Origin of the sequence: Salinivibrio sp. IB643, assembly GCF_001996105.1 — a bacterium.
In the GTDB taxonomy this organism is placed as follows: domain Bacteria; phylum Pseudomonadota; class Gammaproteobacteria; order Enterobacterales; family Vibrionaceae; genus Salinivibrio; species Salinivibrio costicola.
In genome coordinates this window covers 72,331-85,431 of the sequence record NZ_MUFF01000008.1, presented here as the reverse complement: position 1 = coordinate 85,431, position 13,101 = coordinate 72,331, and the positions used below count along the sequence as shown (strand labels likewise).

Annotated in this window: 10 protein-coding genes and 1 CRISPR repeat array; of the genes, 5 read left to right on the top strand and 5 right to left on the bottom strand. The window is 47.6% G+C overall.

What is annotated here, in order from left to right; all coding sequences use genetic code 11:
• Window positions 1-62: 62 nt before the first annotated feature.
• From csy2 to cas6f, 3 genes are read left to right on the top strand one after another with little or no spacing between them, the layout of a single operon-like run.
• On the top strand, window positions 63-1,055 hold the full coding sequence (gene csy2, locus BZG77_RS06100; protein ID WP_077646584.1) for a type I-F CRISPR-associated protein Csy2: 993 nt from the start codon (window positions 63-65) through the stop codon (window positions 1,053-1,055).
• 16 nt (window positions 1,056-1,071) lie between these two features.
• Complete coding sequence (gene csy3 / locus BZG77_RS06095; RefSeq protein WP_077646583.1) at window positions 1,072-2,055, top strand: type I-F CRISPR-associated protein Csy3; 984 nt, start codon at window positions 1,072-1,074, stop codon at window positions 2,053-2,055.
• Between the two features lie 9 nt (window positions 2,056-2,064).
• The gene (gene cas6f, locus BZG77_RS06090) at window positions 2,065-2,712 is read left to right on the top strand and encodes a type I-F CRISPR-associated endoribonuclease Cas6/Csy4 (protein ID WP_077646582.1); all 648 of its coding nucleotides are present in this window, start codon (window positions 2,065-2,067) and stop codon (window positions 2,710-2,712) included.
• Window positions 2,713-2,862: 150 nt separating this feature from the next.
• Window positions 2,863-4,690: direct repeats of the CRISPR family, unit length 28 nt; unit sequence GTTCACTGCCGCACAGGCAGCTTAGAAA.
• A 637-nt stretch (window positions 4,691-5,327) separates the two neighbouring features.
• Here cas6f and BZG77_RS06080 read toward each other — a convergent pair.
• The 3 genes from BZG77_RS06080 to BZG77_RS06070 all read right to left on the bottom strand — a co-directional run bounded on the left by BZG77_RS06080 (window position 5,328) and on the right by BZG77_RS06070 (window position 8,209).
• Complete coding sequence (locus BZG77_RS06080; protein ID WP_077460599.1) at window positions 5,328-5,612, bottom strand: helix-turn-helix domain-containing protein; 285 nt, start codon at window positions 5,610-5,612, stop codon at window positions 5,328-5,330.
• Window positions 5,605-5,928, bottom strand: coding sequence for a type II toxin-antitoxin system RelE/ParE family toxin (locus tag BZG77_RS06075; protein WP_077460598.1), 324 nt, complete (start codon window positions 5,926-5,928; stop codon window positions 5,605-5,607). Before BZG77_RS06075 ends, BZG77_RS06080 begins: the two co-directional genes overlap by 8 nt.
• A 379-nt stretch (window positions 5,929-6,307) precedes the next feature.
• Window positions 6,308-8,209: a bifunctional metallophosphatase/5'-nucleotidase gene (locus tag BZG77_RS06070; RefSeq protein ID WP_077646580.1), complete on the bottom strand. Its 1,902-nt coding sequence runs from the start codon at window positions 8,207-8,209 to the stop codon at window positions 6,308-6,310.
• A gap of 313 nt (window positions 8,210-8,522) precedes the next feature.
• Between BZG77_RS06070 and BZG77_RS06065 the strand changes: the two genes are divergently transcribed.
• Together BZG77_RS06065 and BZG77_RS06060 are read left to right on the top strand one after the other, a co-directional pair.
• Complete coding sequence (locus BZG77_RS06065) at window positions 8,523-10,259, top strand: methyl-accepting chemotaxis protein (protein ID WP_077646579.1); 1,737 nt, start codon at window positions 8,523-8,525, stop codon at window positions 10,257-10,259.
• 176 nt (window positions 10,260-10,435) lie between these two features.
• On the top strand, window positions 10,436-11,416 hold the full coding sequence (locus BZG77_RS06060; protein ID WP_131826137.1) for a VirK/YbjX family protein: 981 nt from the start codon (window positions 10,436-10,438) through the stop codon (window positions 11,414-11,416).
• Between the two features lie 68 nt (window positions 11,417-11,484).
• Here BZG77_RS06060 and BZG77_RS06055 read toward each other — a convergent pair whose 3' ends face one another.
• Together BZG77_RS06055 and BZG77_RS06050 are read right to left on the bottom strand one after the other, a co-directional pair.
• A complete protein-coding gene (locus tag BZG77_RS06055) occupies window positions 11,485-12,381 on the bottom strand; it encodes a DMT family transporter (protein WP_025744670.1) in 897 nt (298 codons plus the stop codon).
• Between the two features lie 168 nt (window positions 12,382-12,549).
• Window positions 12,550-13,032 carry a DUF2780 domain-containing protein gene (locus BZG77_RS06050; protein ID WP_077646578.1) on the bottom strand — a complete coding sequence of 161 codons (483 nt, stop codon included), beginning with the start codon at window positions 13,030-13,032 and terminating at the stop codon, window positions 12,550-12,552.
• Between the last annotated feature and the right edge of the window lie 69 nt (window positions 13,033-13,101).

The following is a 13,101-nucleotide window of genomic DNA, read 5'->3' as shown; positions in this document are numbered from 1 at the left end:
GTGTTCCTAACCCAGCTAAAAGCGTTTGAGCGCGACACGCCTCAATTTGAGGAGATCCGATAATGGCACAGTATCTATTGCTTAAGCACATTGAGGTGCAAAACGCGAATGCGATCGYGGGGCTGACTCATGGTTTTCCGGCGATCACGCACTTTCTTGGTTTTGCCCATGCGCTATCACGTCAACTCCCTGATGCGATGGGATTGCGTTTGGGTGGCGTGACCGTGGTGAGCCACAAAAACAATGTTCATGCACGGCAGCCCACAGGGTGGGGCGACTATGTTTTTGCCTTAACCCGCAATCCGGTCACTGCCAAAGGCGAGACGGCATCGATCAATGAAGAGGGACGCATGAACATGCAAGTCTCTTTGCTGATCGAGGTTGAGGGACTGGTTTCCGGTGATAAAGCCGCCGCTGCACAGTTGATCGCGGAGGTGAAAGATTTGGCGCCTCAGCGACGGCTCGCAGGTGGGCAAATCTTAACCATTGGCGAGATTGAACTGCTTGCGGATGCAAGTATGCAGAAAAAAGCGCTACGCCGCCTCATGCCGGGCTTTGTCCTTTGCGACCGACATGATTATCTCGCCCAGCATCATCAACATCTATTGCAACATAATGCGCAAGCCAGCTTATTTGATGCGTGGTGTGAGTTTGCCATGCTGACGTACCAAGCTGTCGCCGATGATGCACACCTACCTAACGACGACAACCAACCCGTGCCGGCCCAATGGCAGCGCGTGGCCAAACCCAAGCCTGGATATTTAGTGCCGATCATGACGGGCTACCGCGCAATTTCCCCTTGTTATGCCGCAGGTGAGATCGCCAATGTCCGCGATCCCGAGGTACCGGTAAGCTTTGTGGAAGCAGCATACAGCGTAGGTGAGTGGCGCAGCGTACATCGTCTCACCGATATCGACGAGGCATGCTGGCGTTATCACGGTGATTACCCTTGGTATCTTGCCCGCGTGACGGCAGCAACGCATGACGAACCCATTGAACCTGACGTTGTGCCCACAACCGAAGATAAAACTGACTTTGACCCTGACTTTTTGTAATTAAGGAGATTTCATCATGGCTGATAAAAAACTGACTACCCCCTCCGTCCTTGCCTTTGAAGCGAAACTGGTGCCTTCGGATGCACTAATGTATGCGGGCAACTGGGAAAAAGGCGATTGGCAATCCATTCATGTGGGCGAAAAATCAGTGCGAGGCACCATCTCTAACCGCTTAAAAGCGGCCACTGCCAATGATCCCGCCAAGTTAGATGCGGAAGTATCTAAAGCGAATCTACAAACGGTCGATGTTGCGGCACTACCGCATGATGCCGATACGCTTAAAGTGACGTTCTCACTGCGTGTGCTCAGCGGACTACATGTACCGTCAACCTGTAACAACCCGGACTATCAGCAAGCGTTGGCTGATAAAGTGCGTGACTATCAATCAGAAACCGGTTTTAAAGAGCTGGCGCAACGTTACGCACACAACATTGCCAATGGGCGTTTTTTGTGGCGCAACCGTGTCGGTGCCGAGCAAGTTAAGGTTGTAGTTACCGCAGGCGAGAAGCAATTTAGCTTTGATAGTTATGAATTCAGCTTACGTGATTTTGACACGCACTCAGATGTCACCGCGCTGGCAGAGGTGATCCAATATGGCTTAACAGAAGCGCATGCGCTTATTCATGTTGAAGCCTACTGCCAACTGGGCGAAGGGCAAGCGGTCTACCCCTCTCAAGAGCTAGTAATGGGCGGCGGTAAAGGCGACAAAAGTAAATTCTTGTATCAATTAGATGGCCAAGCCGCGATGCACTCACAAAAAATCGGCAACGCGCTGCGCACTATTGATACTTGGCATCCTGCTTATGACGAAGTSGGCGCGATCGCCATCGAACCYTATGGCTCGGTGACTAACCGCGGGGCGGCGTATCGTCAGCCAAAAGAAAAGAACGACTTTTACAACTTGCTCGATGCATGGATGTTAAAAGACAAAACCCCAACGCTCGAACAGCAGCATTACATTATGGCGATGCTGATCCGCGGCGGCGTKTTTGGCGCRTAAGGAGGCACAATGCAGTATTACATTGATATCACCTTRTTGCCCGACACCGATATTTCGGCAGATTTTCTCTGGCACAAGGTGTTTCAGCAAGTGCACATTGCCTTAGCGGAAAACAAAATCGGGCCGAATCAATCGGCCATTGCTGTGGGGTTTCCGGATTATCGCCAAGGTGATTTCCCACTCGGCCATCGGTTGCGCTTGTTTGCACAAACCAAGGAAGAATTTGAGCAGTTAAATATTCAACGATGGCTATCACGCTTGACCGATTATGTACATATCAAGGCGGTTAAGCCAGTGCCAGACGGAGTGCAAGACTATGCCTACTTCAAACGCTGGAACTACAAATCGCCGCAGCGACTGTATAAAAACCTCGATCGGCGCGCGGCCGCGATTGCCAGCAAAAATGGTTACGATGAGGAGGAAGTAAAGCGTCGTTTGTTGGAAAACATTAAAACGGACGACAAACGCTGGTCACTGCCTTTTATTCAAGTGACCAGCCTTTCGAGCCAAAAACGAGCAGGGCAGCCAAATACCGAGTTTGCTTTGTATATCGAGCGGGAAATAACCAAACAGCCGCCAAACAAGGACCAACCCTTCACCTGTTATGGGCTCAGCCGACGCGAACCCGATCAGCAATCTGCGGTGCCGTGTTTTTGAGGGGGAAACCCCTCTTTACCCCTTCTTTTTGGGCTCTTTAAAAATAAACTTTAAATACAGCTGGTTACGGCAGGCCGTTTTTAACAAGGGTAAAAGGCCATTTTTATCCTAACGGCCTGTTGTTACTGACGATTGTTAGGTTATTCTATTGTTCACTGCCGCACAGGCAGCTTAGAAAATCAAGCCAGTCAGGTTTTGTCCTGAGCCATCGTTCACTGCCGCACAGGCAGCTTAGAAAAAGCGGCACCGCAACCGCAGACGTACCAGCGGGTTCACTGCCGCACAGGCAGCTTAGAAAAGCCGATGCTGACAAGTTGCTAATGTCTTTACGTTCACTGCCGCACAGGCAGCTTAGAAAAGTCGATGATGCAAAATGTCACTAAAAAACTCGTTCACTGCCGCACAGGCAGCTTAGAAAGCACTGGAATGTGTCGTTGACGTGTCGTGCGAGTTCACTGCCGCACAGGCAGCTTAGAAACCGCGACTTAGGAGTTTTGCAGCTCGCTAAGTGTTCACTGCCGCATAGGCAGCTTAGAAAGCTCTGCTCTATGAGGCTATAGACCACCAGCAGTTCACTGCCGCACAGGCAGCTTAGAAAAAGGAAACACTGAGGCGAGAACTCTTGAAATTGTTCACTGCCGCACAGGCAGCTTAGAAAATCATCAGCCGCTCAGAGGCTGAGCGCATCTTGTTCACTGCCGCACAGGCAGCTTAGAAATGATGCCCTTCAATTAGGAGTTGTATTAATCAGTTCACTGCCGCACAGGCAGCTTAGAAATTTTATGCGACGTTGCGTTTTTTGGTCATTAGGTTCACTGCCGCACAGGCAGCTTAGAAAACATGCACCTCGCCGTTTTTATCGAGCGGTTGGTTCACTGCCGCACAGGCAGCTTAGAAATTTGCCAGCGCCCACAAAAGCAAACCGACGCCGTTCACTGCCGCACAGGCAGCTTAGAAAATCGATGTTTTGATGCAGACTGTAGGTTTCAAGTTCACTGCCGCACAGGCAGCTTAGAAATTTGCCAGCGCCCACAAAAGCAAACCGACGCCGTTCACTGCCGCACAGGCAGCTTAGAAAGCGCTGATTACGAAAACGAAATTGCCATGGTGGTTCACTGCCGCACAGGCAGCTTAGAAACCGCGAAAAGCCACCGCCTGATGCCTATTTAAGTTCACTGCCGCACAGGCAGCTTAGAAATCCTGATGATCCGCCTTGGCCTTTCTTCTAACGTTCACTGCCGCACAGGCAGCTTAGAAAAAAAGGAGTTAGCCGCCCTCGTCGGAGTGAGTGTTCACTGCCGCACAGGCAGCTTAGAAACCGAGTGGGAAATCATTTTTTTACTTGTCGATGTTCACTGCCGCACAGGCAGCTTAGAAATCAATAATGGTCATGGTGTGTGTCCTTTGTTTGTTCACTGCCGCACAGGCAGCTTAGAAAGCTATTCGCGCGAATACCAAATCGCGGCCAAAGTTCACTGCCGCACAGGCAGCTTAGAAACACATGCTAGCCAGCCCTCGCCATATCTAGCCGTTCACTGCCGCACAGGCAGCTTAGAAAACATCAAAATACCGTCGCTTATATTTTAAATTGTTCACTGCCGCACAGGCAGCTTAGAAAATACCTAGCCCTATTATATTTGTGGTGTTTCTGTTCACTGCCGCACAGGCAGCTTAGAAATATGAATTTATCAAACTGATCACGAATAAATGGTTCACTGCCGCACAGGCAGCTTAGAAAATCAAGAATCATGACGTAGCTAGAAACTTCAAGTTCACTGCCGCACAGGCAGCTTAGAAACTTGAGCGCGACAAGCAAATCATCAACAGCCAGTTCACTGCCGCACAGGCAGCTTAGAAATCTCGGTTGGTCATGCTGGTGGCGTGTTGTAGGTTCACTGCCGCACAGGCAGCTTAGAAAGCAAAAGTAAGGAGTGGAGCAAGGAAGCCAAGGTTCACTGCCGCACAGGCAGCTTAGAAAAGATTAACGACCTGGCCGTCTGCCACGATCGAGGTTAATCGTTGGCCTCAATGTCGGATGGCGCGCGGCGTAAATCATACCAAGTTTGTACGATCGAGTTGGCGCTTATGCCGACCTACGCGAACTTTAACGTCGGTGGTACCATTGGCGTAGGTGACACAAGCCCCGGCAAAGTGTTAGGTATGTGAAAACTGCTAACGGGCGCCTGTCACGATCAGTGCCAATTTTAACGACGATGTCGGATGGCGCGCGGCGTAAATCACACCAAGTTTGTACGATCGAGTTGGCGCTTATGCCGACCTACGCGAACTTTGACATCGGTGGTGCCATTGGCGACCGAGACACAAGCCCCAGCACGGTGTTGGATATGTGATAACTGTCAAAGGGCGCCTGTCACGATCAGGGGTTAATCGTTGGCCTCGATGTCGGATGGCGCCAGTTGCACTGCGCGCGGCGCAAATCGTACCAAGTTTGCACGATTGAGTTGGCGCTTATGCCGACCTACGCACAGGCAGTTTAGACATTGAAAATAATTGTTTTTTTTGATGTCAGTTCATTGTTAGTGTGTCGTGGCATCGAGGGAGTAGGGGATGGTTCAAGATCAATAAAAGCGTATGACTAGCAATGACCATACACGTCAATTTGACGCATGTTTATAGCCAAAGTTAAGCTTGCAGTTGCATGCTTTTGCATAGCTAAGCAGGGTTTTAAGGGTTGGATTACCTTTCCCTTTTTCAAGTCGAGAAATATTGCCTTCTTTCGTCCCCATACGTACTGCAACCTGCTGTTGAGTTAGCCCGGCCTGCTTACGCATGCTGAGTAACATATCGATCAATTCAAACTCAGGCGCCAATTCATCGTATGCTTGTTTCACGTCTGGGTTTTGTAGTGCTTTCGCTTTTAATGCTTGTAAGCTATTCACTTTTCACCTCTTTCATACGCCTTGTTGCCAATGCTAAATCTTTCATTGGTGTCTTTTGACTTTTCTTCACAAATGCATGAAGGATATAGATGTTGGGGCCGTCTAAATAGCAGAATAGACTTCGTCCGATCCCTTCTTTTGCTTTGGCGCGAACTTCAAACAGGCCGTTACCTATTGATTTTGTGTGAGGAGGACCCAAGTTTGCGCCATGTTTTTCTATTAGTTCAAGCAGCTTGAGCATTCGCGCTTGAATCTTAGGAGGCATGTTGAGAATGCTCTCCTCCACGCCTTGGTAAAAAACGATGCTCCAGTTCATCTTTTACTTCTTGTTATCATATATGATAAGTTTCTGTGGGTCAAAATCCACTCATCATACCGAGTAATCTCGAGTAATCTTGGGCGATTAGTGTTATCTGATTCGCATAACAATCACACAGACAGCAGACTGCGATCTTTCTTGTTTACTGCCGCACAGGTAGCGTCGATGACACAAGCCCCAGCACGGTGTTGGATATGTGCACATTGTAAACGGGCGCCTGTCACGATCGAGGTTAATCGTTAGCCTCAATGTCGGATGGCGCCAGTTGCACTGCGCCAGTTGCACTGCGCACGGCTTATATCGTGATAATTCTTGATCATGGGCAGGGGGGTATGCGGCCGGGGTGTTACCGACCGCATAAGCTATACCAGCGAGCCTAGTTCAGCGCGTTGATGATGACGATTTCTCGTTCAAGGTTTTCTTTCTCTGTGCCTGTTGCCGTAGCGAGTTTTGCTTCACGAACGGCCAGTGCTTCGGCTTTTTCTTCTTTGGTGTTAAAACGTAAGCCTTTTACGTTGATCGCAGCAACGTTGGTATAACGCCCGTCGTCGCTACTTGGTACATCAATTTGCTTGCTGTTGACCAAATCTTTAATGATATTGCGTGTGTTAGTGTCAATATCTAGACCTTTTAACTGCCAGCGAGCCATAGGTTTGCCGGTATAAACGCCACCTTTTTCCTCTGTTAGATAGCGAATAGTCATATTTCTGATGGTACCTTCTTCTTCACCATAAGCTTGTTCTGAGTCGAACAGCACCGGAAAATCTTTTCCTTCTAACGCGCCACCTGCTTTGGTCAGGTGCCCCATTCGATAACTATTCATCCCGAGGTTTATCTCGGTTGTATCGGTAATTGGCTGTCCATCAGCAAAGGCTAAATCTGTTATGCGTTTTCCTGCCGGTTGAGTAAGATCAATGGTATAGGTGACTCCCGCAAAAAAGTCATTGGTTGAGTATTTCGATGCGCGACGTTCAGGGTTAAAGCTATAGGTGACATCACCCGGTTTGACTGAGTTGAAATAGTCAGCGGACCATTCCATATATTTGCGTAGATCTGCCCCGGTCATTTGATAGACAGTAATTTCGCCGCCAGCATATTGATAGTTATAGGCGATATCTTTTGCTTTAATCGGACCGACGTTTAGCTCGGCATTGTCATTATCAATTTGCAGAGCAATCACGTTGGCTTTTGGTGCATAGAAAAAACTGGCTTCTTGGAACAGTGCACTAATGCCAGTATCTTGAATGTGAACTTGCGGGATCCCTCGGATTTCATTCTGGGGGACCAAATCCACCCCTCTTAATTCCGCGACTTCGCGGTTTGCCATCGCACGAAGGCGTTGGTGGTAAGGCTGGTACAAGGTTTCCATTTCTGGATCTGACGCTGTGCCTTTAATTTTATAAGTAAAACTATCTTTGTTAACCAATGTGTATTGACCGTTTTTTTCCTCAAACGAGAGATCAATACGAGATAGAGCACGACCGTATTTATCCGGCTCAGTCACGATCACACCATTAACAACTGCTTTATCAATGCGAGTATGCATATGGCCGGCGACAATCGCATCAAGTTCTGGATTGGCATTGGCAATATCTGTGACCCCGGTATTCGCAATGTCGTTTTCATTATCCAGGCCCATGTGGGCGACTAAGATAAGAGCGTCGACATCATTTTTGAGTGTCTCGACCACTTTTTTAACTTCCAGTGAAGGGTTGGTAAAGGTCACGCCTTCGAGTCGCCCGGTGCCTTCGGCAAAGACTTGTGTCATCGGTGTATCCATACCAATTACACCCACTTTGATGCCATTTMGCTCGATGATGGTATGAGCGGGTAAAAAAGGGTTGCCGTCAGGTCGTTTAATATTGCCGCCGAGTGATTGTCCCTCAAATTGATCGAGCGAGCGCTGCAAAACATCCAAGCCAAAATCAAACTCGTGGTTACCCATGACCCATACATCATAATCCATTTGGTTAAAACCAAGCATCATTGGACTTGTCGCTTCATCCTTAAACGTCTCGACAAAGTTACCTTGAATGGTGTCACCCGCATCGACCATGATGACGTTTTTGTTGGTGCTACGAATATCCGCTACCTTGGTCGCGATCTGGCTCAAACTGCCACGCATATTGAGTTTGTCTGCCGCGTAATCCCATGGCATGAAATGGCCATGTAAATCTGATGTGCCAAGGATAGTGACATTATGCATATCCCCATCAGCGGCAAGAGTGGGGAACGAGAGTGAGAGCATGATCAGACTAGCGAGTGCGTTTTTTTTCATCAGAGAGTACCTGTTTAAAAAGTTAGGCGAACCTTAAGGGAAATGAGCACTACATAGAGTGACTAGCGTCATGCTTTTGGATTGTTAATATYAGTGGGTTACATTTTTATGAGATGTTGCACGCTTTCAACAATATCAGGGATAGAACAAGGCCTGTGACAACGAAGATCATGCTTTAATTTTATATTAATCAGATGCTTGAGGTTTTTTTCTTTTTCTTTTATTTTTCAAAGTCGATGAAATGATTCTGTCCTACGCTGAAATTGAACAATTTTAAGTAGATATAAATGTGATAGAGGCGGTAGGAATGGGTATGAACATCAATAACACCATGAAATTAGTGTTTTTTATTATTGGTGCAGGCATTGTGGTGAGTTTTTTTTCGATCATTCAGCTTAATGGCTTGATGAATAAAGTCGATGAAATGGCTCAGGTGCGATATGAATCGTATCAAATGGCCGATGAATTAAGACAAAGCTCTGATGACTTAACGCGTCTGGGCAGAACTTACACAGTTACCGGCAATGAAAAGTATGAAAAAATGTATAACGATATTCTAGCCATTCGTAACGGTGAGAAACCTCGGCCTGTTAACTATCATACGATCTACTGGGACTTAGTGTTAGAACATGGTCAAAAACCTAAACCAGATGGCCAAGCTATTTCGTTAAATCAACGGATGAGAGATTTAGGCTTTACCGAGAAAGAGTTTGGCTTACTCAAAAAGGCTCAGGCCAATTCTGATGGGCTGGTGAATATGGAAGTCAAAGCCATGAACGCGGTTAAAGGACTATATCCGGACAGCAGCGGTAATTATACCGTTCGAGGAGAGCCCGACAAACAAATGGCGATTGAGCTATTGCATAGCTCGCAGTATCACCAAGAAAAAGCAAAAATAATGAAACCCATCGAAAGCTTTTTTATTGCGCTGGAACAGCGAACGGATGCACAGTTTAACGAGGCAGCATCTAGTGTCAAAAAAACGGTGCTCATCGGCAATATCTCGTTAGCAGTGGTGATCGTAATTGCGATTTTGGGATACATCATCACGAAACGAACGGTTGTTAATCCAATCGATAGGATGGCATCCACGCTAAAAAAAGTAGATGATAATTCAGATCTTACATTGCGAGTCGACGATAGTAAAAAGAATGAAATTGGAACCATTGGTAATACTGTTAATAAAGTTATCGGAAGTTACTCATCGACGATTAATAAAATTAATGACGTTAATCATATGATCGCTCAGATTACGGATAGTTTGGACGATATTACCAGTAAAAATGCCAAAATATCTAACCAGCAAAACCAAGAGCTCGAGATGGGTGCTACGGCCATGGAAGAAATGACCTCCGCCCTTGCCACGGTGGCGGAGAACACCTCCATGGCAGAAAAGTACGCAGGTAGTACTGAGAAAGAAACTACCACTAGTAAAGATGTGTTCGATAAAACCATGGTCGAGTTTGGCAGTTTAGAAACTGAATTCAAAAAGACATCGGAGGTGATCCAAGAGCTTGCCGATGAATCCACTAATGTAGGTAATGTACTTGATGTGATTAAAGGCATTGCAGAGCAAACCAACCTCTTAGCGCTAAACGCAGCCATCGAAGCGGCGCGAGCAGGCGATCAAGGTCGTGGCTTTGCGGTTGTGGCCGACGAGGTGAGATCTTTAGCGCAACGGACACAAAAATCTGCTGGAGAGATTGAAGAAATGATCGGTGGTTTGCAAGGTAAGGCGGAACAATCAACACAGACTATTCGTGTTAACGCAGATAAGATTGCATCGACACGTGACAATATGACCACCGCAAACGAATCGCTTGGCACGATCAAAGAATCTGCGATAGAAATCCATCGACTGAATTCATCGATTGCATCGGCCACGGAAGAACAGCTTTCTGTCAGTGATGAAATCTCGAGCAATTTATCAAACATAAAAACCTTATCAAGCGATATGCATGAAGCGATTGATCAACTGGGCCCGATTGTGTCTGATTTAAAAGATAACGTTGACGCATTGAACGGTGCTATTCAGGATATTCGTACCTAATTGACAGGCGATGACTGTTAACCGGATTGCTCGAGTGAGTAATCCGGTTTTGTCCAAACGCTCATACGTTCTCTCATTGCAACGAGATCTACCGACAAACACTGACACACTCGTACATTCTCACGACAGCCTTTTTTCTACTTGGTGATTATAGTCAGCCTTCTTTAACGCGTTTTATGCGACACAATGAACTGGGTTTGGCTGTGATGAATATCCGTAAACAACACCTTACTAGCCTTGTGAACTGGGCTGACAAAATTTACCCGAACAGCAAAGGATGGCGAGTGGTGAGCAAGAACTGGCGCTTTTATGCGTTGGGCTTTGCATTTTCGAATATTATGGAGCGAATGGTTGGGGTGTTTGACGAGCCGCATTTGGAACCTGTATTGGCTGACTATCCAGAAGTGATCACCAAGCCGCTCAAACCGTATCTGAATGTGTCGCTAACCATGCTGGAGCGGGTTGAAATGTTGCATGACCATTATCGTTTTATGGCGAATACCTTTGGTCCTCATTGCAGCACTATTTTCTCTGTCACGGGGCTGCCGCTTGCCAGCTTTACCGCCAATAATGGCCGCAGCTATGGCGTGCGTTTCTATCGTGGTGCGATTCGCGAAGGAGCATTGGGTCTGTCGTTGTATGACGTGGAGAGCAAGCAAGGCGTGTATAGTATTTCGTTCCACTTTAACCGTGGTGGGCGTGATCTGTATATTGGTGCGCTGCAAGGCCCAAGCGACAGTGTGTCTGAACGCCAGCAGATCATTAAAATATTAACGAAAACCGCTCACGGCTTGCGCACAAAAGCCTTGATGTTAGAGTTAGTGCTGATGCTAGGGCGGATCATGGGAGCCGAGCGCTGTTATGCGGTGTCTAATAAAGGCCATATTTATAAAGCGATTCGTTATGTCACCTCCAAGCGAAATGTCGTTACCTTTGATTATGATGCGCTCTGGCGTGAATATGATGGCACACCACAAGATCGGTACTTTTTTACTTTAGCGATGCAGCCGTTGCGTAAAGATGTCACTCAATTGAGCAGCAGTAAACGACGCTTGTATACTAAACGTTATGCTTGGCTTCATACCTTGGAGCAAAATATGAGCTTTACGTTGAACGGACTCACAGAAACTCGCACAGAAATAGATCAAGTTGCCTGATCAGCAAACCAAAACTGGCCTCAAATGAGGCCAGTTTTGCTCGTATTAAACCTTTGAATGTGCGAGTGTTATACGATACGTCGCCGAAAGATGCGATGGCCAACTGCATTGAATAATGCGCCTGCCACAATTAACCCACCACCGAGATAGGTCCAAATTGAGGGCACTTCATTAAAGATCCATACCCCAAGCAAGGTTGAGAACACAATTTGTATATAGGCATAAGCAGACGCTTCACCGGCTTGTTGGGTTTGCATGGCTTTGGTGAGTCCATACTGGCCAACCTGGGTAAATACACCGACTAAAACCAATAGCAATGTGAGCGATAAACTTGGCATCACGAACTGTGGCCACATCAGCACGGTCGCGACGGGTAGGGCAACCATGGGAAAGTACAAAATAATTACCGAGCTGTCTTCGGTGCGGCTGAGTTTACGCACAATCACATAAGCCATTGAGCTGCCTAATGCCCCCAGAAGCGCAATAATCACGCTAAACGTGGGCAAGGCCTCCGCAATATTACCGTTAAGGTTAGGTTGCACCATCACGTAAAGCCCGATTAAACAAAGCGCAATACACACCAACGTGGCGCCTTGTAATCGCTCTTTGAGTAACACCAACCCAAGCACAGCAGTAAACACCGGGTGAGTGTATTGCAAAACAGTGGCTTCGGCTAAGGGTAAAGTCGTGACCGCATAATACACACACATCAGCGCGGCTGTACCGAGTACACCACGCAGCAACAGGAGTTGCTTATTGTTACCCCATACCGACAGGCCTTTACGTTTCACATCGGTGTAGCTGATGATGAGCGACACCAGTGCTCGGGCGGCGACAATCTCAAATACTGGGATACCATTGACAGCCACGTATTTCACACAGGCGGACATCAAGGCAAAGCCAAGCGCAGACAGAAGCATAAAGCGGATCCCAACTGGGATCGCAGAGAAAGAGAAGGCAGGCATAATCATACAAACTTAAACAACAGGGCGACTATGATAACGCGTCTCGGTGCGCTTTGCTTGATGATTCGATAAATAAACGCGCGTCAGCGGTTGCCGCGCGTTGTCGTTGTTTAAACTGCCGAGGCATGCGGCGACGGAGTGATTTAATCGGTGTTTGGTAGCGTCGCGCTATGGCCAAAGTTGGGTTAGCGAGCTTAGCAATCCATCGCTCGCGCCTTGTTGACCCAAATAGTCGASCACAACCGGCACAAACTGCTTTAACGTGGCCGCGTCGATACCAAGTTTTTCTGCTGCACGATACACATCACCCATTGAACCGATGCCACCCGCGCTCGCATTGTCTCCGAGTAATGACGAAAGCGACGATAAATCAGGGCTTAAACTTGCAAGCTCTTGTTGATCGCTGCCGGTGAGGTCATTCGCTGCCATGGCGAGTAAGGCCCCGGCGCCACCTGTTGCTTGATCTGGGCTCACATCCACTTGTTCAGTGATCGATTTAACGAGCGGAGATTGGCTCATCTCATCACCGGCAAATTGGGTTGCCATTTGCGTCATCACATCAGTGGTTTTATCGCCTTGGCCGAAAAGGGCATAGCTCGGTGTGGTAAGAAGAAGACTGGAAAGCGTTAACAGTGTGGCCGCGTATTTCATGATCCCTCGCTCGTTATAAAGAATAAGCACGTTACTCTAGGTATAGCGGGACTTGCCGCTGAATGAAAG